The following is a 25,709-nucleotide window of genomic DNA, read 5'->3' on the forward strand; positions in this document are numbered from 1 at the left end:
GCCTTGATAAACCTTCAAACCTGAAGGTTTGAGCTACAAATAGACCTTCTAAAGGAGTCTTGTGCCAAAGTTTGATGTAGATATAATACTTAAATTGTCCCTTTCTAAAAGGCTTTTGATACTTGGGGCTGTCGTGCTTGTTATAACAGGGGTTTTTTATTATTTTTTATACGGCGCAAAATTAAATGAGAAAATCGCCTTAAGCGCAAAATTAGAGGGGTTTAAGAATACAGTTTCGGAAAAACAGAGGTTAGCCGCCAACCTTCCCAAATTAAAAAAAGAGATTGAGGATCTGAACAACCAGTTCAAACTGGCGCTTGAGGCCCTGCCCAACGAAAAAGAGATCGCCAATCTTCTCGAAAGCATATCTGATGCGGCTAAGACCGCAAGACTGGATATATTGACCTTTAAGCCGGGAAAGGAAACCCCAAAGGGTTTTTATGCCGAAGTGACGATAGATATGAAGGTGGAGGGCGGATACAACAGCGTTATTTCCTTCTTTGAAAAGGTTGCAGGGATGCCAAGGATAGTTAATATAAACGGCTTAAATATAACAAGCGGTAAAGAGGTCAGGGGTGATATTATGATGTCAGCTACTTTTGCAGCGACGACATTTAAGTTTCTGCCTCAGCCGGAGGCGAAGAAATAATATGGGTAATTTACAAGTCACCAGTTATAAGTCACCAGTCACCAGTCACAAGACTAAAAACTCAAGTCTGGTGACTTTGTGTCTGGCGACCTTGTGTCTGGCGACCTTGTGTGTCGGTTGCCAGCAAGGCGCGCCGCCACAGCCCCCTGCGGCAGAGGTAAAAAAAGAGGCTCCGAAACCGGAGACTGTGCCTATTGCTGGAGAGGCAAAAAAAGAAGAGAAGGCTCCGCCTAAAGCGGATGAGGTAAATCCGCAGAGAAATCCTTTTAAAACATTTATTGTTAAAGCAACCGAGAGGCCGTCAGTTGTTGCGCCAAAGACGCCTTTACAGAGGTATGAACTGGAGCAGCTAAAATTAGTGGCAATAATGTGGGGCATTAACAGCCCCGCAGCCATGGTGGAGACACCGGACGGCAAAGGCTATTCAATAAAAAAAGGATACCTTATCGGGAACAGGGAAGGAAGGGTTAAGCGGATTGAAAAGGACAGGGTGATAGTGGAGGAGAGGTTTACAGAGGCCCGCGGCGAGGTTGTAACCAACGAGTTTGAAATAAAACTGCCGCTGCCCAAAGGAGAGGAGGAGTTAAGATGAAAAATAAAAATGTAAAATGCAAAATGCAAAATACAAAAGGTTTCCTTCCATATTTTATATTCTGCCTGCTGCTTACTATATTTTTTACAGGTTGCGCGCCTACTAAGTCGCAGATAAAGAGTGGAGAGGGAGTGGAAAAGGCAGCCATTGAGAAGATTTCGGTTGTTGGAGGGGGGAGGGAGATATTGATAGAGGCTTCAGGGCCTATAACCTACACTGCCTTTAAGCTTTCTGACCCGGCAAGGCTGGTGCTGGATATTCCAGGGGCAGATATAGAAAAGGTAAAGGCCCCGATGGATGTTAATAATGAGTTTATAAACAGGATTGTTGTCGCAAGCTACGGGGAGGAGGGAATGGCGCCCATTTCCAGAGTGGAAATAGGGTTAAAGGAGAGGGTAGCCAGTGATGTAAAGCTCGCAGAAGGCAGTATTCTGGTGGCTTTGAATTATGAAGTTATTCCCCAGCATGAGGCTGAGACACCTGTTGTGGTTGAGCCCCAAGTGGCAGAGGAAAAGGCCGCCGAGGCGCCGCCTTTAACAGAGCCCCTCCAGCAGGAGATTGCAAAAAAAGAAGAAGCCATAAAGGCGGCTGTGGAAGAGGCCGGCCCTGCCCTTGCTGAGGCTGAAAAGAAAGAGATAAAAAAGGCTGACAAATTGTTGAAGATAGAGACGAGGAAGGAAAAGAACCGCACAATAATAAAGGTGATTGGCAACGGGCCGATAGGCGATTTTAATGCCTTTACAATGGATAAGCCTGCGCCGTCAAGGATTGTTGTGGATGTATGGAATGTTAAGAGTTCAATTCCGGGAGACGGTCTTGCTGTAAGCAGTCCTTATGTAAAGAAGGTAAGGGTAGGTGAACATCCGGATAAGGTGAGGCTCGTGTTTGATTCAGGCCAGAAGAATGTGCCGCCCTATACAATAGAGAGGGTTGACAACTCCCTTGTAATAACTGTCGGCAGGATTGATGTAAAGAAGCCTGAAACAGCCGCAGTAGTTGCTCCGGTAACTGCGCCGCAAGAGCCTCCTGTGGAAACAGCACAGCAGCCTTCGGCAGCCGTGCCCGCTCCTGAACCTGTAAAGGCCGATTATGCAGAAATCAAGGCGGTTGATTTCAAGCAGCTTGCGGATAAGGCAAGGCTTATTATAACTGCGTCAAAGAAGATAGAATACAGATTGTTAAAATTACCGGATGAAACAGGACTGGCGCTGGATATTAAGGATGCTATAATACCTGACGAACTCAAACGGACACTCGACGCCTCTGACCTTAACACGCCAGTGGCCAGCATAAGCTCATTCCAGGCGACTACTGAGTCTGCAAAGGATGTCCGTATACTTGTTAAATTAAAAGAAAAGGCTATTTATGATATTTCACAGGAAGGCGAAAGAATACAAATAGATTTTCCGCTGCTCGCAGCGGCGCAGGCGGTTCCAAAGATGGCAGAGATAAAAAGTCAGGAGTCAGAGCTCAGGGGCCTGCCCCCGAATGTTTCTATCGGGGGTCAGGAGATAAAAGAAACAAAGCTGGCAGAAGATGCTATAAACAAGGAACAGGCATCAGGCTATACAGGACGCAAGATTTCTCTGGACTTTAAGGATGCTGATATAAGTAATATTTTGAGATTGATGGCAGAGGTCAGCAATCTGAATATTATTGCGGGCGAGGATGTTAAAGGCAAGGTTTCGTTAAGATTGATAGATGTTCCATGGGATCAGGCATTCGAGATCATATTAAAAACAAACGGTCTTGGCAAGGTTCAGGAAGGGAATGTAGTAAGGATTTTGCCCCTTGCTAAGATAAAACAGGAGAGTGAAGATGCGCTTGCCTCTAAAAAGGCAAAGGAAAAACTTGAAGACCTTGAGATAAAATTGCTGTCTGTCAACTACGCAACTGCCAGCGCTTTAGAATCCCAGGTCAAAGGCTTATTAAGCGATAGGGGGACTGTTACAGTAGAGGCAAGGACGAATACGCTTATTATTAAAGATATCCCTGCCAATATAGCAAAGGCAGTGGACATGGCAAAGAAATTGGATACGCCGACGCCGCAGGTCTTGATAGAGGCAAGGATCGTAGAGGCGCAGAGCAGTTTTGCAAGGGACCTCGGTGTGCAGTGGGGCGCTGCTACTCTTACAACAAGCAAAAATAAGTTTAGCAGCGGGTTTGGCAGCGCTTCGGCTACCCCATCGCCCACCCTTACCCCCACTAGTACCACTACCACCCCCACTACCCCCAGTTTTATCAGCTCAGGGGGGCAGTTCTCATCGCAGCCTAATTTTGCGGTAAGCCTTCCTGCGGCGGGCGCTGCAGGGACATTGGGCGCAATGGGTTTTTCGTTCGGTAAACTTATAGGCGACCCGTTTCTTTTAGACCTCCGCATATCAGCCGGCGAAAAAAATGGTTTGACAAAGACCATATCAAGGCCGAGGATTACCACACTGAATAATAAGGAGGCCAAAATATCTCAAGGCGACTCAGTGCCATTTGAAACAACATCTTCTTCTGGCACACAAACCTCTTTTATTGATGCAACACTTGAACTCATTGTTACTCCGCATATAACCCCGGACGGCAGCGTGAGCATGAAAATCAAGGCCAGCAGGAACTCAATAGGCTCTTTCAGATCTGCTGCCGGTACGCCGAGCATAAGCAAAAAAGAGGCGTCTACAGAGATAATTGTAAAAAGCGGGGAGACAGCGGTTATCGGCGGCATTGTGATAGAGGATAAGTCAGATACCGGCAGCGGCATACCATGGCTTAAGGATATCCCTATACTCGGCTGGCTCTTTAAAAACAAATCAACATCAGAAAGCCAGACAGAGCTCCTGATATTTATTACGCCGAATATTGTAAGCGGCGAAGTGGAGTTGTCGCCAAGTTAATGGATGTATGAAACATCCATGAGCCTTTGGCTCACAAAGAAGGATGAAAATTAACCCCACCCTCACCTGAAACATCCATTGAGGATGTTTCAGTCCTCTCCCTGAGGGAGAGGAGACTTTTTTGTTCCCTCCCCTTCAAGGGGAGGGTTAGGGTGGGGATGGGGTAAAGAGGGTATTTTCAGGTGAAAATATCGTTTTAAATGCACCCTCAAAGGGTGCATTTTTTTTGAAGAATATGATATGATACCTTTTTTGTCATTCCCGCATATTTTTAGCGGGAATCCATATTCGTTCCTGCTAAGGCAGGGAACCGGATAAAATCAAAACATGGATTTCCGATAAAGGCTTCGGAAATGATAGAAAGAAATAGATTTTTTTATAGGAGCTCATATGCTGAGATACTTAACAGCAGGTGAATCACACGGTAAATATTTGACTGCCATTCTGGAAGGCGCGCCGGCAAATCTTAATTTGGCTGCGGATGATATAAATAAAGAACTAAGCCGCAGGCAGATTGGCTACGGCCGCGGCGGCAGAATGGCTATTGAAAAAGATGAAGCAGAGATTACATCGGGGGTAAGGTTTGGCAAGACCATAGGTTCGCCTATTGCTATGGTTATAAAAAATAGAGATTGGGAGAATTGGAAAGAGGTTATGAATACAGGGGTCAGGGGTCAGGGGTCAGGGGTCAAAGAGATTACCCATCCAAGGCCGGGCCATGCGGATCTGGCAGGCGCCTTGAAATATGGCCAGTATGATATTCGCAATATTCTTGAACGTTCCAGCGCAAGGGAAACCGCGGCGCGGGTTGCTGTTGGCGCAGTATGTAAAAGATTTCTGGATGAGATTGGGATAAAAGTGATGAGTTGGGTGGTGGATATAGCAGGGGTCAGGGGTCAGGGGTCAGGGGTCAGAGAGGAGAATGATATAGAAGCAATTTTTAAACTGGCAGAAGCATCTGATGTGCGTTGTCCTGATAAAAAGATTGCAGAAAAAATGAGAAAGGCGATAGATAGGGCAAGAAAAAACGGCGACAGCCTTGGCGGGATATTTGAGGTTGCTGTAACCGGCGTTCCTCCGGGTCTTGGAAGCCATGTCCAGTGGGATAGAAAATTAGATGGGAATCTGGCAAGGGCGCTTATGAGCATTCAGGCCATAAAAGGGGTTGAGGCGGGTATAGGGTTTGAAGCGGCTGAGAGATTTGGATCAGAGGTGCATGATGAGATATTTTATAAAATCTCCCCTGACCCCTCTTTGCCAAAGAGGGGAAAATCATCTCCCCCTTTGGAAAAGGGGGATAAAGGGGGATTTTACAGAAAAACCAACAATGCCGGCGGCATAGAGGGAGGCATGAGCAACGGCGAACCGATTATACTCCGGGCTGCGATGAAACCGATACCAACATTATATAAACCGCTTCGGTCAATAGATATAAAAACAAAAAAGCAGTTTCAGGCAAGTGTTGAAAGGTCGGATATATGCGCTGTGCCTGCTGCTTCAGTGGTTGGCGAGGCAGTTGTTGCCTTTGAGATAGCCAATGCCTTTATAGATAAATTTGGCGGCGATTCTATCTATGAGGTAAAAAGGAATTATAAGGGGTATCTGGAGTATTTGAGGAAGTTTTAAATGAAGAACATAATCCTTACTGGTTTTATGGGAACTGGCAAGACATCAGTTGGAAAACGTCTTGCCAAAGAATTAAATCTCAAATTCATTGATACGGATGATTTGATAGAAAAAGAGGCAGGGATATACATAAATGAGATATTTACAAAATTTGGCGAGACATATTTCAGACAATTGGAATCAAAGGTGATAAATGAAGTGTTTCCTGGTGCGAATATGATAATTGCCACCGGAGGCGGGGCTGTTGTCAATCCCCTAAATCTTCTTGCATTGAAAAAAAACGGGATTCTGATATGTTTAACTGCTTCAATTGATGTTATTCTTTCAAGGGTAGGGAGCGGCGATGAAAGGCCGCTTATTTCCGAAGACGATAAAAAGGGGGCAATATCCAATCTCCTGAAGGTAAGAGAGCCATTTTATAAAAAGGCGGATTTTATTGTTGATACGACTACAAAAACTGTCGGTGAGGTAGTGGAGGAGATAAAGAAGATAGTGAGCTAATATGGTAGTCTGCCGATTTATCGGCGCTTTTAAAAGACGCCCATAAATGGGCATACTACATATGGAACGCATTACTGTAAATCTTGGTGAGCGAAGCTATCCAATCTATATCGGGAGAAATAATCTCGATATGGTGGGAGAGTTGATGAAGCAGAAAGGTCTTAATGGCAAAGCAGCCTGTATTACAAATCCTACGGTAGGGAAACTTTATGGCAACAGGGCGCTTGATAGTCTTGGCAAGGCAGGTTTTGAGGTTTTCAGAATAGATATCCCTGACGGCGAAGAGTACAAAAGCCTTGAATGGCTCTCGCATATATATGATAAACTTATTGAATATAAGATGGAGAGGCAATCCCCTATTGTTGCCCTTGGCGGCGGCGTTGTAGGGGATATTGCAGGTTTTGCGGCAGCTACATACTTAAGGGGTGTGCCGTATATTCAGGTTCCAACGACACTCCTGTCCCAGGTTGACAGTTCTGTCGGCGGCAAGACTGGGGTGAATCATCCAAAGGGCAAAAACCTTATAGGCGCATTCTATCAGCCAAAGATGGCGCTTTTAGATGTGGATGTTCTTAAGACGCTTGGAGAGAGGGATATAAAGGCGGGCTTGGCTGAAGTTATTAAATATGGTATTATCAAGGACGCCGGTTTCTTCTCGTTTTTAGAGGAAAATTATGCGGATGTTCTCAAACTGGGAGATAGCCTGCTGCATGTTGTAAAGGTGTCATGCGGGATAAAGGCGCGGGTGGTTGAAGAGGATGAGAGGGAGGCGGGCATAAGGTCAATACTTAACTTTGGACATACATTCGGCCATGCAGTAGAGACCGTGACCGACTATAAGGAGTTAAGGCACGGCGAGGCAGTTGCCATCGGCATGGCTGCTGCCGCAAGGCTCTCTTTTAAACTCGGCCTGTGCAGTAAAGATGTTTGCGAAAGGATAGAAAGATTGGTATCAAAGATTGGTCTTCCCATAAAGCTATCAGCTGTCAGCCGTCAGCTATCAGCTAAAGAATTATTACAGGCTATGGAGATGGATAAAAAGGCGGCTGGAGGAAATATAAAGTTTGTGATGGTGGAAGATATTGGCAAGGTAATATTTAAACAGATGGGAAGAGCGGATTTTTCCATTGACTTATCAGAGATTTTAAACTAAATATAAGCACAGTATTAAAAACTCAACTCAAAACTCAATCTGTATTTTCTAATTCCTGATTTTCCCCTGTTTTTTATTATTTTCTTATTATGGAACACATAGAAGAAACAGTTATAGAGGAAGATGGCGGAGAAGACTGGCTGCCTGATGATAAATTCTATACATTGACAATGGCGGGGGTTTTAGAGAGACAGGGCCTTAAAAAAGGCGCTAAGAAAATCCACGAAACTTTGCTTATGAAGGGGGGGCAAAAAATGGGATTTCTCGAAATATTAAAAGATATGGTTGACAATGTAAAGGGCGGGGTTGCAGGCACTGTCATGGCTAAAGATGGTATTGCAATACAGAACTATGTAAAAGACAAGGCTGCCTATGATATGGATTCTGTTGGTGTGGAATATGGCAGAATATTAGAGGAGACAAAAAATGCGTCTTCTATGCTTAAGCTTGGCGAGGTGGATGAGTTATCTGTAACGGCAGAAGGGTCTACTGTCATAATGAGGCTTATAAATAAGGACTATTTTATAGCAATTGTGCTTGGGCCTGAAGGCAACTTTGGGAAGGCAAGATATTACTTAAAAAGGGCGGCAGCCGGTGTCAGAAAGGAGTTTTAAATATCTACTGAAATCAGAACAAGGTTAAAGAAGATTCAGGAGAGATTCTCATCCTGGAATATAGATATCCTGCTCATAACCACACCCGAAAATATCCGCTATCTGAGCGGATTTACAGGGACGAGCGGGGTAATTGTTATAACGTTGCATGAGGCATTCTTTTTAACTGATTGGAGATATGCCGCACAGTCAAGATACGAGATAAGCGGATTAAGAGTAAAGATATATAAAAAACAGACTGAAGATGTTGCGTCTTTAATAAACAGGCTAAAGCCCAGACGCATAGGATTTGAGGCAAAGGGGCTTACTTATGAGATATATCGCAGGCTGAAAGTCTTGCTGCGGGGAAAGCGGCTCGTTCCTCTGCCTGATGATATTAACAGGATAAGGGCCAGAAAAAATGCGGGTGAATTGAAACTTATAAGAATGGCCGTTGGTTTGGCGGCTGTTGGTTTTAATGCAGCAGTGAATTGCATAGCCGCAGGGATACGGGAATGCGATGCAGCCCTTAATATAGAAATGGAAATGAGAAAAAATGGGGCAGAGGGTCTTTCTTTTGATATAATTGTCGCCTCCGGCATACGGGCGGCTTTACCCCACGGCAAGGCCTCTCTGAAGAGGATAAAAAAAACAGAAACTGTTATTGTTGACCTTGGCGCAAGATACCGGGGTTATCATTCAGATGAGACATGCACATTTATAATGGGTAAACCTGGCAGGGAACAAAAAAAGGTTTATCAGATAGTTAAGGATGCCCATGATAAGGCGATAGAGGCTGTAAGGCCAGGGGTGAAGGCATCTTATATAGATTCTGTGGCGAGGGGTTTTATTAAAGATGCCGGATACGGTAAATATTTTGGTCATGGCACAGGTCATGGGGTTGGGCTTGCTATTCATGAATGGCCGAATATCTCTCCTTATAATGATGATGTTTTAGAAGAGGCTATGGTTTTCACTATAGAACCGGGGATATATATACATGGCTGGGGCGGTGTAAGGATTGAGGATATGGTCCTTGTTAAAAAGGATGGCTGCGAGGTTTTGACAGAGATGTCAAAAGAGATGGTGATATTGTAGAAGATTAAGGGAGGTTATTATGGATTTTAAAGAGATTGAGCATATTGTAAAGTTTATAAGCGGGACTGATATTGTTGAATTTGAACTTGAAAGACCAAATGGAAAGTTAAAAGTAAAGAGGGGTATGGTTAGGCCGGAGATTGTTGAAATAAAGCCTGTAGTTGCCGCGCCGTCTGTTCTTACAGCGTCGGAACAAAAAATAGAAGAACAAAAAGCAGAAAAAGAGGCTGCTAAGAGTGAAAGGTTAAAGCAGATTACATCACCCATGGTTGGCACATTTTACAAGGCATCTTCTCAGGATGTCCAGCCATTTGTAGAGGTCGGCGGCACAGTTAAAAAGGGCCAGATAGTGTGTATTATAGAGGCAATGAAACTTATGAATGAGATAGAATCTGAATTCAATGGCAAGATAGTTTCTATTCTGATAGAAAACGGGCAGCCGGTGGAATACGGCGAGCCGTTGTTTGTTATAGAGACAGCGTAAATACAGGCTATAGGCAAGAGGCGATAGGCTATAGGTAAAAGAAAAAGACAAGAATATTTTTTCCATTGCCTATAGCCCATCGCCTATAACCTTTTTTAAAACCTATGTTCCATAAAATACTTATCGCAAATAGGGGTGAGATAGCTGTAAGGATTATACGGGCATGTAAGGAGCTCGGTATAAGAACCGTTGCTGTATATTCCGAGGCAGACAGAGACAGCCTGCCCATAAGGCTTGCGGATGAGGCTATATGCATAGGCCCTGCAAAAAGCAAGGACAGCTACCTGAACGCATCTTCCATCATAAGCGCCGCTGAGGTTACGGATGCAGAGGCAATACACCCCGGCTATGGTTTTCTTGCAGAGAATGCTGAATTTGCGGAGATATGTGAAAACTGCGGCATTAAGTTTATAGGCCCGAGTTCCAGGAGTATGCGCCTTATGGGGAATAAGATTCAGGCCAAAAAAGAGGTGGAAAAGTTGCGGGTGTTAGTTCTTCCATGGAGCAGCGGCGGCATAAAGGATGAGAAGGATGCAATGGATATTGCGCGGAAGATTGGCTTCCCGGTGATAATAAAGGCTGCTGCAGGCGGAGGAGGCAGGGGTATGAAGCTTGTTCATACCTCGGCAAGTTTCGGCAATGCCTTTCACACCGCAAAGAATGAAGCGCAGGCTGCGTTTGGAAATGGAGATGTATATATTGAAAAATTTTGTGAGGCGCCCAGGCATATAGAGATTCAGATTATGGCTGATAAGTATGGCAATATTGTCTATCTGGGAGAGAGGGATTGCTCTATACAGCGCCGCCATCAGAAGATATTGGAAGAGGCGCCATCCCCTGTGCTTGATGAAAAGTTAAGAAGGAATATGGGTGAGGCTGCTGTAAAGATAGCAAAGGCAATAGGTTACACCAGTGTTGGGACAGTGGAGTTTTTGCTTGATAAGAATATGCGGTATTATTTTATGGAGATGAACACGAGGATTCAGGTTGAACATCCTGTAACAGAGATGATAACCGGTATAGATATAGTCAAAGAACAGATAAGACTTGCATGGGGAGAGCGGCTCAGATTTAAACAAAAACATATAAGAATCAGAGGGCATTCAATAGAGTGCAGGATAAATGCGGAAGACCCCGAGACATTTATACCCTGTCCAGGCAAGATCACAGGCCTCCATATGCCGGGAGGCCCTGGTGTAAGAGTGGATTCTGCAATATCATGCAGCCATACTGTGCCCCCGTATTATGACTCGCTTCTTGCCAAGCTAATAGTATACGGAGACAATAGGGCAGAGGCCGTCAGCAGGATGGCAATGGCATTGGATGAGATGGAGATCGAAGGGGTGAAGACTAATATTCCGCTGCACAGAAAGATAATGAATGACCACGATTTTATTGCAGGCAAGGTTGATATAAATTTTTTGAGTAGATTTGGGTAGCTCCCCCTAACCCCCTCTTTGATAAAGAGGGGGAATAATAACTATGAATGATTGGAGATTATTGATAGACCTGCCGCAAAACGGCCTGGAAAACATGGCAACAGATGAGGCCATCCTGGAATCCTGCAATCAGAGACTTTCCCAACCCACTTTAAGGCTGTATGAATGGAGCGAGCCAACCCTTTCCATAGGTTGTTTTCAGAAGGCTGATAATGCTATTAAATACTGTTTGGAAGCAGGAATTCCTTATGTCAGGCGGATTACCGGCGGAAGGGCTGTGCTGCATAGCGATGAGATTACATATTCAATAATTTGCAGTGCGGGAGAGCCGTTATTTGAAGAGGGGGTATCAGGGGCATACAGAATAATAAGCAGATGCCTGCTTACTGCATTAAGAGAAGTTGAAATTAATGCCGATATGCATACTTCCAGGGCCATAGAATATGGTTTTGAAAAAACTTCCTGCTTTCATTCTCCTTCCAGATATGAGATTATAATAGACAATAAAAAACTTGTTGGAAGCGCACAGAGGCGGTTTAAAAGGGCGTTTATACAGCATGGTTCCATCCTTTTCGGAGTAGACAGGGATCTGATTGCGCAGTTGTTTGGAGAGGAGTCTCTGTCGATGATGGCATGGATTAAACTTTACAGCGATATAAAAAAAGATGAGTTTAAGGCTATTTTAATAGATAAGATTAGAAAGGGGTTGAACATAAACCTGACTGCCGGTAATATAAATAATAATGAAAATTACCTGAGAGATAAACTGCTAAGTGTCAGAGAGTCAGAGGGTCAAAGTGTCAGAGTAAAAACTTTGACTCTTTGATACTATGACCCTATTTTTATTCCTATGGATGAGAAAAGCAAAATAATAGATAAGGCTCAAAAGCTGCTGCAGAAAGGATACCTTGACAAGGCCATTGCCGAATACAAAAAGGTGGTCGAAAAGTATCCAAAAGACACGACTATTCGTTTGCGGGTAGGAGACCTTTATGTAAAGGTTGGCAAGAAGGATGAGGCCATAAAGGAATATGGCGAGGTGGCCAAAATACATACAAAGGGAGGATTCAACCTAAAGGCCATTGCTGTTTACAAGCAGATCCTTAAATTAGATGAAGGACAGTTGGAGATATATTTTAAGCTGTCAGACCTTTACACAAACCAAAGGCTGATAGCAGATGCTGTAGCGTCATTAAGTGTTCTGGTCAGTTTTTATGAAAAGAAGGGAAAGGCTGATGAGGCAATCGATGTTTTAAAAAAGATGATAACAGTCGACCCTCAGAATGTCGGGGTAAGGCTCAAGCTTGCTGACTATTATAAGACGAAAGGGTTTACAAATGATGCGCTTGCGGAATATGTCGTGGCATTTAATAGTCTTCTTAAGGACGGCAAAATAGATAAGGCTGAAAAGCTTTACGAAGGGTTATATGCTGATAACAGGAGAAATATAAATATAATAGAAGGGCTTGTGGAGGTATACAGGATTAAGGGTGACAAAACCCATCTTATAAGATATTGGAAAGAACTGGCAAACCTGTATAAGGAAAAAGGCGAGGCTGAAAAGAGAAAAGAGATTTATAAGAAGATACTTGAGATTGCCCCGGAAGATAATGATGCCCTGAATGCCCTCGGCATAAAGCCGGCAGTAGAGGAGCCTGCTCAAAAAGCTGCACCTTCAAAAGTTCCTGCAGAAGATAAGACCGCAAAAGAACCGCTCATAGCATGGCCTGAATTTACCAAAGACCTCTTTGAAGAGCCTCGGGAAAAACCTGAACAGATAGCAGCGCCTGCCCCCTTGAAAGAGGAACCTTTAATATCATGGGATGAAATGATAGAGGTAAGTGAGGAGGCGGGGAGAGGGGCTGCGCCTCGCGAGCCGGAGACCAGCGTAAAGCAGCCGGTTGAAGAGGCGCCCATTATAGAGATGCCGGAGATTCAGGCGGCTGAAATAACAGAAGAAGAGCCTCTCATAGAGATGCCGGAGGTTCATGCAGCAGAAACAAAAGAAGATGCCCAGCGCATATCACCTATACCTTCTGAAGAAAAGGCCCGTGCAGAAGAGATTGCAGGAGAAATAGCTCCGGAATACATTGAACCTGCGGAAGAACTGCCCCAAGTGGAAGAGGCAGAAGTTTTAGAGGCAGTTGAAGAAGTTGCGCCAAAGCATGGTTTAGAGGGATTGGGACTGGAAGGGTTTTTGCCTGAAGGGGCAACTATAATAGGAGAGATGGAGTCCCAGCCTGATGAAGAGGGATATGTTGACCTTTCTTCAGAATTAGGGCTGGAAGAGGCCCTGGATTTTTTGACTGAATCCTGGGCTCCTGACGAAAAGGGTAAGGAGACCTTTACGGAATTTAAACACGGCGTGGAAAAACAGTTGAGCAGAGAGGATACTGAAACCCATTATAACCTTGGCATTGCATATATGGAGATGGAACTCTTTGATGATGCCATGAGGGAATTCAAGATTGCTTTGAAAAACCCTGTATTTGAATTTGATTGTTATGCCAGGCTTGGTTTGAGCCTTAGGACAAAAGGAGATTACGAGGAGGCTATAGGCAATTTTTTAAAAGGGCTTAAAGTTAGCGGAAGGACAGATGAAGAGCGGAAAGGGATCATGTATGAACTTGGTCTGACCTACGAGGCCGCCTGCCTCACGCATGAGGCGTTGGAGGTCTTTACCTCCGTATTCGAGATGGATGAATGGTTTAGAGAGGTTTCTTATAAGATTCAGGAATTAAGAAAAAAGCTGGAAGAAGAAATTGAGGCCGGGGCTATTCCATCAACAGACGATATGATAGAGGTTGAACTCTTGTGACTCATAAGATTACACTATTTTCGCAAAGGCCGGTTTAGCCGGCCTTTTCTTTTTTTGGGTTTTTTGAATGATGAAGGCTGATGTAATCTATAGATTAAAGAACGACCCTGTCATCAGGGCCGCGTTTGATGCTGTGAGCAGCGCCGGTGTAATGGCATACCTTGTAGGAGGGGCGCTGCGCAATCTTGTTTTATCAAGGCCATTAGGCTTTGATTATGATGTTGCGTTGGACAGCAAGGTTATGGACATGGCCAATCTTCTTGGTACAAGGCTGAAAGGAAGTCCTTTTTTGCTTGATAAAGCGCATGGGTCTTACAGGATAACCGTAAAACGGGATGGCGGCATATTTAATATTGACCTATCTCCATACAATGGGAAGGATATATTGGAAGATTTAAACAATAGAGACTTTACAATAAATGCCATGGCTGTTGATATAAACGTCCTTTTTAGAAACAGGGATGTTGATTTGATAGATATTTTCAGCGGACAGACAGATGCGGAAAATAAAATAATAAGGGAGATTAAACCGGAGATATTTGATGATGATCCATTGCGGTTGCTCCGGGCAGTAAGGCTTTCAGCGCAATATGGCCTTATTATAGACAAGGAAACTGAAAGGCGCATAAAGACAAAGGCCGAACTCTTGACCACATCTTCATGGGAAAGGATAAGGGATGAGTTTTTTTTAATACTTGAGTGTCCGCAGTCAGTTAATTATGTGAAAGGGCTTTATGAACTCTCTTTGCTCCACGAAATTATCCCTGAGATCAGAGGGTGGAATGATTTGGCAGGTTATAACCTCATATATCATGCATTTAAGACATTGGAGCAGGGGGAAGGGTTGGTCAATAACCTAAAGGCCTTTGTGCCGGAATTTGCCGGCAGCATTGATAATTCCTTTCAAATGCCCATTGGCAATGTCTCTAAAAAGGGATTATTCAAGCTTGCGCTTTTTATCCATGACGCAGGCAAGCCGGCAACGATAAAACAGGAAGGAGAGAGAATGAGGTTTATAGGTCATGAGGTGGAGGGTGAAGGCGCCGGCAAACGGATAGGAAGGCGGTTGAAATTAAGCAGGGCTGCCGCGGCATTCATTTCAAGGCTTATCAGAAATCATCACAGGGTTTTTAATCTAGCGTCTCTTGAAAGATTAACTGACCGTTCTAAGGCGCATCTATTCAGGGCTATGGGGGGCAGGGCTGCGGGGGACTCGGATGGGCTTTTTCTTCTACTGCTTTCCCTTGCGGATGCCAGGGCTACCCGGGGCGGAGATGACCCTGAGTTCGCATCTTTTGTAAAAAGCCTCATTGATTTTTATTATAAGATTTATGCGGTAAAGAGGCCCCGGCCGATACTGAACGGAAATGAGGTTATGGAGATATTTGATGTTCCGGAGGGCGCTGTAGTGGGAAGGTTATTAAGAAAATTGGCAGAGGCTGAAGGCGGTGGGATTATAAAGAACAAGAGAGACGCTGTTAAATTTATAAAGGATTTAATGGAAGCGTCAAAAGACGGATAGAGTTTTTTTCTATTTTGTGCTAACAGCCTTGGTGCCAAAATTATTGACTTTTTATATCAGGTAGGATAGATTGTTTTGAAAAAATAAATATCTAACAAGGAGGGACTTGCTGCTGTTTTTCTGTATAAAAAAAATGAAACAAAAGGAGATAGCGAGATGGGAGAATTAAAGGACACAAGGGCGGTAATTGAAACAAAATTTGGCAATATTGAGTTGAAGTTTTATCCGGATGTTGCGCCAAATCATGTGCAAAATTTTATAAAACTTTCCAAAGAAGGTTTTTACGACGGCGCCATATTTCACAGGGTTATACCGGGTTTTATGATTCAAGGGGGGGATCCGAACACAAAGGGGGCGAATAAAAATATTTATGGCACAGGCGGCCCTGGTTACAATGTGAAGGCTGAATTTAATAATATAAGCCATAAAAGAGGTATATTATCAATGGGGAGGTCGCAGCATCCAGACAGCGCAGGGTCACAGTTTTTTATAGTTGTTAAGGACTCTCAGTTTCTTGATCATGAGTATACCGTCTTCGGTGAGGTTGTGAATGGAATGGAAGCGGCGGATAAAATCGTCAATCTTCCGAGAGATTCAAGTGATATTCCTAACGAGCGGGTGGAGATGAAGGTTAAGATAATTGAGCAACCGTGATGAAGAGAGTTTGGAAAATCAATTTTGTATCCTTCTTTTTTTTATTGCAATGTATTCTGCTTTCAGATATTGCTGCAAGCCAGAGCAATATCCTGGCGGTCGGCAGTTTTAATGGCTTGAAAGAAGGGACAGCGCCGGCTGAATGGGCAATAAAGGAATGGAAGGGCAAGGCAGATGTCCAGATTGTAAAGGACGAGGCAGGCCATGTTTTACGGCTAAGGAGCGAGAAAACATCCACTGCCTTATATAAGGAAATTGAGTTTAATATAAAAGATTATCCATTTCTTAACTGGCGCTGGAAGACAACAAAGATTCCGACAGGCGGCGATGTGAGGAAAAAAGATACAGACGACCAGGCTGCCCAGATATATGTCGTATTTCCCAAATTTCCATCTCAGATAAACAGCAGGATGCTTGGATATATATGGGATACAAGCGCCCCGGCGGGAAGCGAGGTTACGAGCGCCAAATTATCCACAACCAGATATATTGTCCTTAAAAGCGGGGCAGGCGAGATCGGGAAATGGTTTGCAGAAAAGCGGAATATTTACGAGGATTACAAGAGGCTGTTTAACGAAGAGCCTCCAACAGTTGGAAGCATAGCGCTCATGATAGATTCTGACGATACAAAGACCAGCGCAGAGAGTTTTTTTGACGATATATATTTTTCCAAAGAATAATCTTATTTTCTCCACACAACCATAATATTTTCTAATCTTACCCAATCGCATCTCTTTATGCCCTTAATCATCGGCACAGCAGGACATATTGACCACGGCAAGACCAGCCTTATAAAGGCGCTCACCGGCATGGATACCGACCGCCTGAAAGAGGAAAAGGAGCGCGGCATATCCATTGACTTGGGTTTTGCTTACCTTGATTTGCCTGATGGTACAAAGGCAGGGATTGTGGATGTGCCTGGCCATGAGAGATTTATAAGGAATATGTTGGCAGGGGCTACAGGCATTGACCTCGTTTTATTTGTTGTTGCCGCTGATGACGGCATAATGCCGCAGACAAGAGAGCATCTTGATATAATGCATCTCCTTGAAATCAAGAGCGGCATATTTGTAATTACAAAGATTGATTTGGTTGACGTCGGACAAATAAATAAAGTATCAGAAGATATAAAAACGTTGACTAAAGATACCTGCCTTAAAGACTCGCCCATCATTTCAGTTTCCTCTGCAACAGGCTCCGGCATAGATAATCTTAAAAATCTCATAATAAATGAAGCTGAAAAAATTTTACAAAGGCCCGAAGGCGGTTTTTTCAGGCTACCTATTGACCGCACATTTTCAATAAAGGGTTTTGGCGCTGTTGTTACAGGAACGGTTTTATCAGGTAATATAAATAAAAATGCCGATGCTGTTATCATTTCGAAACGGGCAACTGCTCCTAAAAAAGTGAAAATAAGAGGCATGCAGAGCCACTTCAAAGAGGTAAGCACAATAGCCGCAGGTCAGAGGGCTGCTATAAACTTAAGCGGTATATCTCATACAGACATTGAAAGAGGCAATATGCTCGTCTCTCCTGATATGGATATGATTACTGATATAGCTGATGTATCCTTTGAATTTCTGAATTCAACAAAAAAACCGATAAAAAATTATTCAATCTTCAAGCTTTACCACATGACAGATGAAACTATGGCAAATGTATCATTTGCCGGTGTGAATGAGGTCCGCCCCGGCGCTAAGGTGTTTGGCCGGGTAAGACTAAAAGAGCCGATGGCTATGATGAGGAACGACAGATTCATATTAAGAGACCATGCCATAAACGCTACAATAGGCGGCGGCCGTGTGCTTCTCCCTTACCCCGAAAATGTAGCCGTAACCTTTATGTTGCGTGATAAACGCAGGCTAAAGCCTGCGACTACCCAAGATAGACAAAGGCAATATCAAGTTTTAGATAGTCAGGATTTAAGCAAAATTTTAATATCCATTTTATCAGACAAAGACACTTTTGGCATAGACAGTCATGCAATACGGCTTATGCTTAATATTTCTGAAAAGGGGCTTGAGGATCTTATAGCCTCTAACAAGGGGGAAGAGGAGATTGTCCTGATTGGCGGCAAATTAGTTTTGAAACAAAGGATTAATGAGATGGAACAGGAGGTCATTCATATTATAAATAATTATCATAAGCAAATGCCCGGCGATATAGGGATTGAGGAAGATAATATGGCAAAGGCATTTAAAGGCGCTGTTCCTAAAGCAATTCTGCAGGTTGTATTGGGCGGTCTTATAAATTGTGGTAAGATTGCCAGAACCGGCAAGGTATTCAGCCTGCCGTCATACAGGCGCGTAACTCAGGGATTGGATAAGGAGATAGAGGATGCAATTTTATCGGCATTTTCCAGCAGGCATTTTGATCCGGTTAAAATGGACGAGGCTCTGCAATCCCATTCCTGTAAAAAAGAAGATATAAAAAAGGTATTTCAACTTCTCATCAAAAGAGGTATTGTTGTCAAGATTACAGAAGACAGCTATATCTCTCAGGCTAAGTTGGATGAGGCTAAAGATAAGCTGACAAGATGGGTTGATGATAAAGGAAAAATAAAGGCCGCAGAGTTCCGTGATGTTCTCGGCTGCGGAAGAAAATTTGCCATAGAGCTTCTGGAATATTTTGATAAAGAAAAGATTACGCTGAGAAGCGGGGATTATAGGGTGTTAAGAAAAACATTAAGCGCTAAGCAGTGAACAATTGTTTCCCTCTCCCCTTGCGGGAGAGGGGAGGGGTATAAATAATGGCTCCAGGCCGTAAGATAAAACTTACAAGCTACGCATCCTGCGCGGGTTGAGCGGCTAAAATGGGGCATGATGCCCTGGCGCAGGTTCTGCGCCATTTGCCAAAGGTTGTGGACAGGAATCTCATTGTAGGCGCTGAACATGCCGACGATGCAGGGGTGTATAAACTTACTGACGAATTGGCGGTTATAAATACGCTTGACTTTTTCCCGCCAGTTATAGATGACCCATATACATTTGGCCAGATAGCCGCCGCAAATGCCCTAAGCGATGTATATGCAATGGGCGGGGCGCCGAGGCTTGCTATGAATATCGTTGCTTTTCCGGCAGACCTTGACATTTCAATACTTCAGGAAATTATAATCGGCAGCACGGATAAATTAAAAGAGGCTGGGGTTATTCTTATCGGCGGTCATTCCATAGAGGATAAAGAGATAAAATATGGGCTATCTGTTACAGGTCTTATACATCCTGAAAAGGTTGTAACAAATGCCGGGGCTAATCCCGGAGATAAACTTATCCTGACAAAACCTATTGGCACCGGCATTATAACAACGGCGTTGAAAAGGGGAAAGATAAAACCTGATGAGGTTATGGAGGTCATTCTTTCTATGAAGACTTTGAATGATAAAGCTTCTGTTGTTATGCAGGAGGTTGGAGTAAATGCCTGCACAGATATTACAGGGTTCGGCCTCCTTGGCCATGCAATGGGAATGGCAGAGGCAAGCAGTGTCAGCATGACATTTAAGATAAAAGACATACCCTTCTTTCCAAAGGCGCTTCAACTTGTCAAAAAAAGCGCCAACCATCCAAAGATAATCAAATCAAACAGGGAATATCTATCTCCCAATGTAAAGATGTCCGATGAGATTACCCCTGAACAGGCAAATCTCTTATACGACCCGCAGACCTCCGGAGGGCTTTTAATATCCGTGCCTTTCGAAAGGCTTCAACAGTTGATAGAACGTCTTTCTGCTGCTAAAATTTTAGGCGCAGTAATCGGGGAGGTTGCGGAAAAGAGGACACCTGTTATTGTTGTTGAGTAAGGGGCAGTCTTTTGCTTTAGAGAGTCGTATCGTAAAATTGTCAGAAAAAGGAGTGAATATATGAAAAAAGAAATAACGTTTGTATCAGCAATGATTGTATTCGGGGCAGCTATTGGTATAGGTATTATATCTATTATAGTTGCAATTGCAGCGCCTGATCTTGTAAAAACACTTTTGACGTTTCAGGAAAAGGCTGATTTTGAGCTGATGCGGCGAAAGGCCGGCTGGATAATTGAACATATTTATTTCATCAAGTATTCGCTCCTCTTCATAGCAATCTTTACCCTTATCTTGTTTCTCGTAAACTTGAACCCTCACGTAAAAAATAAGCTGAAGTTAAAATATCCTGGACTAAAATTTCTGGTGATTTTTCTGGGGGTTCTTGCCTGTTTCATTCTTCTGATATTTACCGGCGATAGAATTTCTAATTTGTTGAATTTTGATATTCAATCGCCGAATGCGGCAAATTTTCTTATTTTCTCATTTACCACAGGACTCTTATGGTTTATTGTTGGGGAGATGGGCTGGGCAGGCGATTTCTCATCATGGAAGATGGGGGTTGCAGGAGGGGAGAATAGGCCTGTTGCGGCGTTTATTTTAGGAACTGTTGTCGGCAGCGCTGTCTACGGTCTGTCCTTTCTCTATAATTGGACATTCAATAAGTACTTCATACTGGTTTCAGAGGTGCTTGATCAGTCCGGCGAAACCTCGTATCTTGGATTCAAACTCCTGGCACATGAATTGATATTTACGACTGCAATTTCTCTTGGAATCATTGCTGGTCTTATCGTAGCGCTTGCCCCGGTTTACAGGACATGGTGCCAGAGATTACAATGGCTTATATTGCCGGTTGCTCTATCGACAGTTCTTGCGGTGGTTATTTTTGCCGTATACACGAATGCCGCAAAAAAATATGACCTTGGCAAAAAAGACCTTGCTCAGGCAGCAGGGGTGCCGGATAAGGCAATGGAGAGCCTGACCCTTGTTTTATTAAAGCAGGATATGGCAGCGGTGCAGGAATGGCCTTTGCAGGCGCGGGGATCGGGTTTTGTTTCCATGAGTACTGTGGCAGCAACTGGAGAAAGCCTCAAGAGGATTGAAGACTACCTTGCTGAACATAAAGAGGGTTCAGTATTCACCTATGCTGCGCAAGATGCGCTCATAAGAGGACATCATGTGATGTGGAATTTAGAAAAAGGGGTTGAATATCAGTTTCGGTATGCGGGGCAGTCGTTTCTTAATCGCATGGTGTTACTCTCCCGTCTCCGCTATCTTCCTGTGACTCCAAAGAATCTTGCCTATCTCAAGGCGTTTTCTGACGAGACCAAGTGGTATGTGGGCAAGGACGCCTGCCTTAGGATTGCGGAGGCATTTATGCATTTTGGAATGACAAAAGAGGCCCAAGACTGGGTAAATAAGGGGAAAGAGCGCGGCGCGGATATGTCCAAGGCTGGATTTCTCAAGGATGAAGTTCTTACCCAGGGGAGGATAAAAGGGAGAGTTATTATAAACGGAATGGCGAATGTCAGCACAAAAGTAGCGCTCATGCGTCAGGATTATAAAATCGATAAGATCGAGGACGGTGCGCTTATTCATAAACTTGTTGATGTCCAGGGAATCGACAAAGACGGCAGTTTTACATTCAGCAATATAGGGAAGGGGGATTACCTGCTTATTATTGTAGCTGATAAGAATATCATCCCCTATGCTATTGCGTCTAACAAATTAAAGGTAAAAAATCTCTCAGGTCCTGTAAAGATTGATATAAATAGGCCGACGATGGATTTAGGAACCGTGAACATAGTTACTCAATAGACATTTCTTGACGCAGCTTTTATTTGTTTTTACAAAACTAAGTTTATGGCCGACAAATTTGACTGCATAATCATTGGCGCCGGTCCTTCCGGCATTGCCTGCGCATACACTCTGGCAAAGGCAGGGCTGAATGTTATGGTCTTTGAACGGGGAGAATATCCCGGCTCAAAAAATGTCTCAGGCGGGGTTTTGTATTCAACCATCCTCAATAAACTCATCCCTGAATTTTGGAAAGATGCGCCTGTGGAAAGGCATGTGGCAAAGCGAAGATATTCCATACTCTCAAAGGATTCTGAGATGGCTGTGGAATTAAGTTTTGACAGTTTCAATAACCCTCCCTACAACAACAGCTTCACAGTATTGCGCGCAAAATTTGACAGGTGGTTTGCAAAAAAAGCAGAGGATGCAGGGGCATTTATATTGACTGAAACAGTGGTCGATGATTTCATCTTTGAGAATGGAAAGATTATCGGGGTTAAGGCGAGGAGGGAGGGTGGCGATGTTCTTGCAGATGTGGTTGTTTGCGCAGAAGGCGCAAATTCTCTCCTTGCAGAAAAGGCGGGCCTCAGGAAAAAACCTACAGACCATCAGATGATAACCGCTGCCAAAGAGGTCATAAGCCTTCCACGTGAGGCTATAGAAGATAGATTCGGCTTGTCTGATGATGAAGGTGTGACCATAGAGTTTTTCGGCGACGCTGTTAAAGGGATGATAGGCTCAGGTTTTATCTATACCAATAAAGATTCACTATCCGTTGGTGTTGGCTGTCCCATAGCAGTTATGAAAGAAAATAATATGCGTCCCAATGATCTTCTTGATGCGTTCAAGTCACATCCGGTGGTAAGAAAGTTTTTAAGGGGAGGGAAGACCGAAGAATTGTCCGCAAAGATGATCCCTGAATTGGGCTGCAAGAATCTCTCAAAATTTGCTGCCAATGGTTTACTCATTGTCGGAGATGCGGCAGGTTTGGTAAATCCGTCTCTTTATCGTGAAGGCTCCAATATGGCGATGGCGTCAGGTGTAATGGCAGCAGAGACGATTCTTGAGGCAAAGAAGAAAAGTAATTTTTCAGAATCGGCGCTGAGCGGGTTTACAAAGAGATTAAATGACAGCTTCGTTATGAAAGATTTAAAAAGATACGGCGATACGCCGAAGAAGTTATCTGCAATGCCTCAATTTTTCAAAGAATATCCTGATGCGATTCTAAAAATGGCAGAAGGATATTTCACAATATCAGACATGCCAAAAAAAGAAATGCAGAAACAGGCATGGTCTGCTTTTAAGGACAAGGTCTCTGTATGGAGATTTCTGTGGGATATGTATAAGGCAAAGGGGTCGATTCTTTGACAGGCCTCGGCAGATTCTGGGATTCGTGTAACAATAATGTATAAAACAAACATCTTGTTTAAAACAGGTTGTTTGATATAATCTCCCAAAAGGAGGCAACAATGGTTAAGACATTGCATGCAGTCTATGAACATGGGATATTGAGGCCTTTGGAGCCGATAGACGATATTGAGGAGAACGCAGAAGTAGAATTGACTCTGAGCATAGAAAAGAAAGTCATTCATCCTATTTTAAGGTTTGCCGGCATATTGAAGGAAGAAGAGGCAAATCAGATGATGAAGACCGTAGACGATGAGTTTGAGAGGGTTAATCCTGATGAATGGAAAGATTAGCCTTGACACAAATATCGTAATACGGCTGTTTAAAAATGATAAAGCTGTTACAAATCTCCTTTCGCGTAACTCAACGATATATCTGCATCCTGAATATTACAAGAAAGACAGCCGATCCATATTCTGCCATCAGATTACAGCTAAAACAAAAAGGGCGTCCAATCCCTGAAAATGACCTATGGATAGCGGCAGTCTGTATTGAAAACAGTCTTCCAATAATCACGGCCGATGCGCATTTTGATGACGTTGATGGGTTGGAGGTTGTCAAAATATAAATGTTAGTAACGAAGGGCTGAGACTATGCCCGCCAAATGCGGAAACGATGATGGAAGAGGGCAAAAGGAATATAGAAGGGCTGGTGGAGAGGTCCAATTTCTTTTTTAGCTATAGAATAAGCTGGTACTTTGATATAGAATGGAGAAAAATACTAATAATTTAGGGGGTGATTTATAATGAGAGCCACTGCACAAAAAGTTAATCCAGAGGATTTTATCCTTTCGGCCCTTTCTCCAGAGGATCGGCTCGATGCGGCATTTGAGATTGCTCGCGAGGCGTTCAAAAAGACTCGTTTGACAATGAAAGATATTGATAATGCGGTTAAATCAGTAAGGAGCAAGGCTTACGAAAAGTTGTAGGGTGGTCACAGCCCACCGGATAAGGAATACAGCATGGATTAGGGAGAGGTTCCGCAGGGATGGTGAAGGATAAAGGGATTGGGGTTGCGATGGTGGAGGGGGATAAGATAGTCACCTGTTTTTATCATTTTTGAAACAATAATTTTTAGATATAGTGCTAACAAAGATATTATTAGGAGGTGTCCTATGACGGTCATTGATTTGGTGGCAAAAGAATTTCATATGAACCCCAAAGAGGTTATAAAGGAAAGCATCGGCACGTATCTGCATCAGAAATTGTCGAAAGTTGAGGCAGACATCTTCACAATTGCTAAGAAACACGGCGTAAAAGATGTTTTTGAACTTGATGAAAAAATAAAAAAGGGGCTTATCAGCGAAAAGGATTCATATGATGACTATTTTGCCCTTGACAATCTTGAAGCGGAAAGGGAAAGGACCAAGAAGCTTCTGGAGAAAATTTGATGCCTTCAATCCACGATCTGGAGAGGATTGCTGAGATAGAATTCGCTGACATTGTAGCCGGGACTATATTTATTAACCACAAGCTTAGAATATTTCTGACAGATAGCAGCTTTATAGATGTCAACCTTTCGCAGAGGCTCCCAGATAAATTCGGTTTCCATTGGGAACGAATGAATAAGGCCGGCGAGGTATTCCGCTACGATAATTTCCCTGATCCAAGCTGGAAGAATGTCAGCACCTATCCATACCACTTTCATAACAGCGCACAAGAAGGAGTAGAGGCGGCACCTTTTCCGTTGGATGTCATAAAAGGTTTCAGGGCGTTCATGGAATTTGTTAGAAATAAAGTAAAGGAATGAAAGAGAGTTGGCTGGGATTGCCAGCAGGATGAGAGATATAGAAGGACAGAGGGAGAGGTTACGCAGGGATGGTGAAGGATAAAGGGTTGGGGTTGCGAGGGGTGAGAAGAGTAATCGGTTACGTTTTTTATCTAAAAAATTATGAAAACTGAAGAAGATAAATTTAAACACGAAATAGATATTTTCCGAACTGAAGTCGAATCTGGCATACAATTCTTCTATATGTATCTGGCATTTAATTCCGTCCTTAGTAAGAATAAACAAGCTCTAAAAATAGTAAATCGAACGCCTTTATTTTGGAACACGAATGTTGGTGCTCTACAGACCTCTTTTTTTATCGTATTGGGACGACTTTTTGACCAAAACTCCAACCACAATGTTGATAGGTTGATAGGAGTTGCCCAAAAGCATTCTGATATTTTTTCTGCAGAGGCATTGGAAGTTCGTAAGCGAGCAGGGAGTGCAAATGCAGGTGAATGGATAAATGACTACATGAAAGACGTTTATGTCCCAACTAACGATGACTTCAGACGCCTGAGAAAATATGTTAGCAAGTATCGCAAAATTTATGAGAACACATATCGGGATATAAGGCACAAGGTATATGCTCATAAAGTGCTATCAAATAAGGCTGATGTGCATAATTTATTTGCACGGACCAACATTCGTGAAATACAAAAACTATTGATTTTTCTGAATCGAGTTCATGAAGCTCTTTGGCAACTTTTCCATAATGGTCGCAAACCTACATTGAGGGCAATGAAATACTCAGTCAGTAGTATTATGAAAAATGTTCTGGCTCCAGAATGGCAAAGCCGACAGATTCAAGAACTGGTGGTGCATGAGACCCAAAAGTTTTTCGACATATTATTATCTATACCCAATAAGCGAGAACAGGAAAAGGACAGGACACTCTACAGGTTGAAGGAACAGTAATGGTGACTGACCTAAT

25 protein-coding genes are annotated in these 25,709 nt (G+C 43.4%); all 25 read left to right on the forward strand.

Annotation, left to right across the window (positions count from 1 at the left end):
• Positions 1–61: 61 nt before the first annotated feature.
• The 25 genes from Q8P28_02050 to Q8P28_02170 all read left to right on the forward strand — a co-directional run bounded on the left by Q8P28_02050 (position 62) and on the right by Q8P28_02170 (position 25,693).
• Positions 62–649, forward strand: coding sequence for a type 4a pilus biogenesis protein PilO (locus Q8P28_02050; protein MDP2681576.1), 588 nt, complete (start codon positions 62–64; stop codon positions 647–649).
• Positions 650–755: 106 nt separating this feature from the next.
• A complete protein-coding gene (locus Q8P28_02055) occupies positions 756–1,241 on the forward strand; it encodes a pilus assembly protein PilP (protein ID MDP2681577.1) in 486 nt (161 codons plus the stop codon).
• Positions 1,238–4,123: a type IV pilus secretin PilQ gene (gene pilQ, locus Q8P28_02060; protein ID MDP2681578.1), complete on the forward strand. Its 2,886-nt coding sequence runs from the start codon at positions 1,238–1,240 to the stop codon at positions 4,121–4,123. Before Q8P28_02055 ends, pilQ begins: the two co-directional genes overlap by 4 nt.
• 390 nt (positions 4,124–4,513) lie before the next feature.
• On the forward strand, positions 4,514–5,749 hold the full coding sequence (aroC, locus tag Q8P28_02065) for a chorismate synthase (protein MDP2681579.1): 1,236 nt from the start codon (positions 4,514–4,516) through the stop codon (positions 5,747–5,749).
• Positions 5,750–6,250 carry a shikimate kinase gene (locus Q8P28_02070; protein ID MDP2681580.1) on the forward strand — a complete coding sequence of 167 codons (501 nt, stop codon included), beginning with the start codon at positions 5,750–5,752 and terminating at the stop codon, positions 6,248–6,250.
• 46 nt (positions 6,251–6,296) lie between these two features.
• Complete coding sequence (gene aroB / locus Q8P28_02075; protein ID MDP2681581.1) at positions 6,297–7,403, forward strand: 3-dehydroquinate synthase; 1,107 nt, start codon at positions 6,297–6,299, stop codon at positions 7,401–7,403.
• A gap of 89 nt (positions 7,404–7,492) precedes the next feature.
• Positions 7,493–8,017, forward strand: coding sequence for a hypothetical protein (locus tag Q8P28_02080; protein ID MDP2681582.1), 525 nt, complete (start codon positions 7,493–7,495; stop codon positions 8,015–8,017).
• Positions 8,018–8,050: 33 nt separating this feature from the next.
• The gene (locus tag Q8P28_02085; GenBank protein MDP2681583.1) at positions 8,051–9,094 is read left to right on the forward strand and encodes a Xaa-Pro peptidase family protein; all 1,044 of its coding nucleotides are present in this window, start codon (positions 8,051–8,053) and stop codon (positions 9,092–9,094) included.
• Positions 9,095–9,113: 19 nt separating this feature from the next.
• Positions 9,114–9,578: an acetyl-CoA carboxylase biotin carboxyl carrier protein gene (gene accB, locus Q8P28_02090; GenBank protein ID MDP2681584.1), complete on the forward strand. Its 465-nt coding sequence runs from the start codon at positions 9,114–9,116 to the stop codon at positions 9,576–9,578.
• A 104-nt stretch (positions 9,579–9,682) separates the two neighbouring features.
• Complete coding sequence (gene accC, locus Q8P28_02095) at positions 9,683–11,017, forward strand: acetyl-CoA carboxylase biotin carboxylase subunit (protein ID MDP2681585.1); 1,335 nt, start codon at positions 9,683–9,685, stop codon at positions 11,015–11,017.
• A gap of 43 nt (positions 11,018–11,060) precedes the next feature.
• Entirely contained in the window at positions 11,061–11,843 is a 783-nt protein-coding gene (locus Q8P28_02100) for a biotin/lipoate A/B protein ligase family protein (protein ID MDP2681586.1), read from the forward strand.
• A 24-nt stretch (positions 11,844–11,867) separates the two neighbouring features.
• Positions 11,868–13,835 carry a tetratricopeptide repeat protein gene (locus Q8P28_02105; protein MDP2681587.1) on the forward strand — a complete coding sequence of 656 codons (1,968 nt, stop codon included), beginning with the start codon at positions 11,868–11,870 and terminating at the stop codon, positions 13,833–13,835.
• Between the two features lie 67 nt (positions 13,836–13,902).
• Positions 13,903–15,357 (forward strand): HD domain-containing protein, encoded by a 1,455-nt coding sequence (locus Q8P28_02110; GenBank protein MDP2681588.1) that lies wholly within the window; start codon positions 13,903–13,905, stop codon positions 15,355–15,357.
• 156 nt (positions 15,358–15,513) lie between these two features.
• The gene (locus Q8P28_02115) at positions 15,514–16,011 is read left to right on the forward strand and encodes a peptidylprolyl isomerase (GenBank protein ID MDP2681589.1); all 498 of its coding nucleotides are present in this window, start codon (positions 15,514–15,516) and stop codon (positions 16,009–16,011) included.
• On the forward strand, positions 16,011–16,691 hold the full coding sequence (locus Q8P28_02120) for a DUF3047 domain-containing protein (protein ID MDP2681590.1): 681 nt from the start codon (positions 16,011–16,013) through the stop codon (positions 16,689–16,691). Before Q8P28_02115 ends, Q8P28_02120 begins: the two co-directional genes overlap by 1 nt.
• A 57-nt stretch (positions 16,692–16,748) precedes the next feature.
• Complete coding sequence (selB, locus tag Q8P28_02125; protein ID MDP2681591.1) at positions 16,749–18,713, forward strand: selenocysteine-specific translation elongation factor; 1,965 nt, start codon at positions 16,749–16,751, stop codon at positions 18,711–18,713.
• Between the two features lie 47 nt (positions 18,714–18,760).
• On the forward strand, positions 18,761–19,807 hold the full coding sequence (gene selD, locus Q8P28_02130) for a selenide, water dikinase SelD (GenBank protein MDP2681592.1): 1,047 nt from the start codon (positions 18,761–18,763) through the stop codon (positions 19,805–19,807).
• A 60-nt stretch (positions 19,808–19,867) separates the two neighbouring features.
• On the forward strand, positions 19,868–21,622 hold the full coding sequence (locus tag Q8P28_02135) for a hypothetical protein (GenBank protein MDP2681593.1): 1,755 nt from the start codon (positions 19,868–19,870) through the stop codon (positions 21,620–21,622).
• Positions 21,623–21,667: 45 nt separating this feature from the next.
• Positions 21,668–22,969: an FAD-dependent oxidoreductase gene (locus tag Q8P28_02140; protein ID MDP2681594.1), complete on the forward strand. Its 1,302-nt coding sequence runs from the start codon at positions 21,668–21,670 to the stop codon at positions 22,967–22,969.
• A gap of 101 nt (positions 22,970–23,070) precedes the next feature.
• Positions 23,071–23,301, forward strand: a complete 231-nt coding sequence (locus Q8P28_02145; protein ID MDP2681595.1) for an antitoxin family protein — start codon at positions 23,071–23,073, stop codon at positions 23,299–23,301.
• A complete protein-coding gene (locus Q8P28_02150) occupies positions 23,285–23,470 on the forward strand; it encodes a hypothetical protein (GenBank protein ID MDP2681596.1) in 186 nt (61 codons plus the stop codon). Before Q8P28_02145 ends, Q8P28_02150 begins: the two co-directional genes overlap by 17 nt.
• A 283-nt stretch (positions 23,471–23,753) precedes the next feature.
• A complete protein-coding gene (locus Q8P28_02155; GenBank protein MDP2681597.1) occupies positions 23,754–23,936 on the forward strand; it encodes a hypothetical protein in 183 nt (60 codons plus the stop codon).
• 186 nt (positions 23,937–24,122) lie between these two features.
• Entirely contained in the window at positions 24,123–24,398 is a 276-nt protein-coding gene (locus tag Q8P28_02160; protein ID MDP2681598.1) for a hypothetical protein, read from the forward strand.
• The gene (locus Q8P28_02165) at positions 24,398–24,757 is read left to right on the forward strand and encodes a DUF6516 family protein (GenBank protein ID MDP2681599.1); all 360 of its coding nucleotides are present in this window, start codon (positions 24,398–24,400) and stop codon (positions 24,755–24,757) included. The genes Q8P28_02160 and Q8P28_02165 overlap by 1 nt, the downstream gene beginning before the upstream one ends.
• Positions 24,758–24,898: 141 nt before the next feature.
• Entirely contained in the window at positions 24,899–25,693 is a 795-nt protein-coding gene (locus Q8P28_02170; protein ID MDP2681600.1) for a hypothetical protein, read from the forward strand.
• Positions 25,694–25,709: the final 16 nt, after the last annotated feature.

The organism is Deltaproteobacteria bacterium (genome assembly GCA_030690165.1).
Taxonomy (GTDB): domain Bacteria; phylum Desulfobacterota; class GWC2-55-46; order UBA9637; family UBA9637; genus JACRNJ01.

What these genes read in the sequence shown, in the direction of transcription:
- Q8P28_02160 (MDP2681598.1), top strand. Translation starts at nt 24,123, where the DNA reads ATGACGGTCATTGATTTGGTGGCAAAAGAATTTCATATGAACCCCAAA.
- Q8P28_02155 (MDP2681597.1), top strand. Translation starts at nt 23,754, where the DNA reads ATGAGAGCCACTGCACAAAAAGTTAATCCAGAGGATTTTATCCTTTCG.
- Q8P28_02080 (MDP2681582.1), top strand. Translation starts at nt 7,493, where the DNA reads ATGGAACACATAGAAGAAACAGTTATAGAGGAAGATGGCGGAGAAGAC.
- Q8P28_02105 (MDP2681587.1), top strand. Translation starts at nt 11,868, where the DNA reads ATGGATGAGAAAAGCAAAATAATAGATAAGGCTCAAAAGCTGCTGCAG.
- pilQ (MDP2681578.1), top strand. Translation starts at nt 1,238, where the DNA reads ATGAAAAATAAAAATGTAAAATGCAAAATGCAAAATACAAAAGGTTTC.
- Q8P28_02140 (MDP2681594.1), top strand. Translation starts at nt 21,668, where the DNA reads ATGGCCGACAAATTTGACTGCATAATCATTGGCGCCGGTCCTTCCGGC.
- Q8P28_02150 (MDP2681596.1), top strand. Translation starts at nt 23,285, where the DNA reads ATGAATGGAAAGATTAGCCTTGACACAAATATCGTAATACGGCTGTTT.
- Q8P28_02110 (MDP2681588.1), top strand. Translation starts at nt 13,903, where the DNA reads ATGATGAAGGCTGATGTAATCTATAGATTAAAGAACGACCCTGTCATC.
- accC (MDP2681585.1), top strand. Translation starts at nt 9,683, where the DNA reads ATGTTCCATAAAATACTTATCGCAAATAGGGGTGAGATAGCTGTAAGG.
- Q8P28_02115 (MDP2681589.1), top strand. Translation starts at nt 15,514, where the DNA reads ATGGGAGAATTAAAGGACACAAGGGCGGTAATTGAAACAAAATTTGGC.
- Q8P28_02135 (MDP2681593.1), top strand. Translation starts at nt 19,868, where the DNA reads ATGAAAAAAGAAATAACGTTTGTATCAGCAATGATTGTATTCGGGGCA.
- Q8P28_02070 (MDP2681580.1), top strand. Translation starts at nt 5,750, where the DNA reads ATGAAGAACATAATCCTTACTGGTTTTATGGGAACTGGCAAGACATCA.
- Q8P28_02170 (MDP2681600.1), top strand. Translation starts at nt 24,899, where the DNA reads ATGAAAACTGAAGAAGATAAATTTAAACACGAAATAGATATTTTCCGA.
- aroC (MDP2681579.1), top strand. Translation starts at nt 4,514, where the DNA reads ATGCTGAGATACTTAACAGCAGGTGAATCACACGGTAAATATTTGACT.
- selB (MDP2681591.1), top strand. Translation starts at nt 16,749, where the DNA reads ATGCCCTTAATCATCGGCACAGCAGGACATATTGACCACGGCAAGACC.
- accB (MDP2681584.1), top strand. Translation starts at nt 9,114, where the DNA reads ATGGATTTTAAAGAGATTGAGCATATTGTAAAGTTTATAAGCGGGACT.
- Q8P28_02145 (MDP2681595.1), top strand. Translation starts at nt 23,071, where the DNA reads ATGGTTAAGACATTGCATGCAGTCTATGAACATGGGATATTGAGGCCT.
- Q8P28_02100 (MDP2681586.1), top strand. Translation starts at nt 11,061, where the DNA reads ATGAATGATTGGAGATTATTGATAGACCTGCCGCAAAACGGCCTGGAA.
- aroB (MDP2681581.1), top strand. Translation starts at nt 6,297, where the DNA reads ATGGGCATACTACATATGGAACGCATTACTGTAAATCTTGGTGAGCGA.
- Q8P28_02165 (MDP2681599.1), top strand. Translation starts at nt 24,398, where the DNA reads ATGCCTTCAATCCACGATCTGGAGAGGATTGCTGAGATAGAATTCGCT.
- Q8P28_02120 (MDP2681590.1), top strand. Translation starts at nt 16,011, where the DNA reads ATGAAGAGAGTTTGGAAAATCAATTTTGTATCCTTCTTTTTTTTATTG.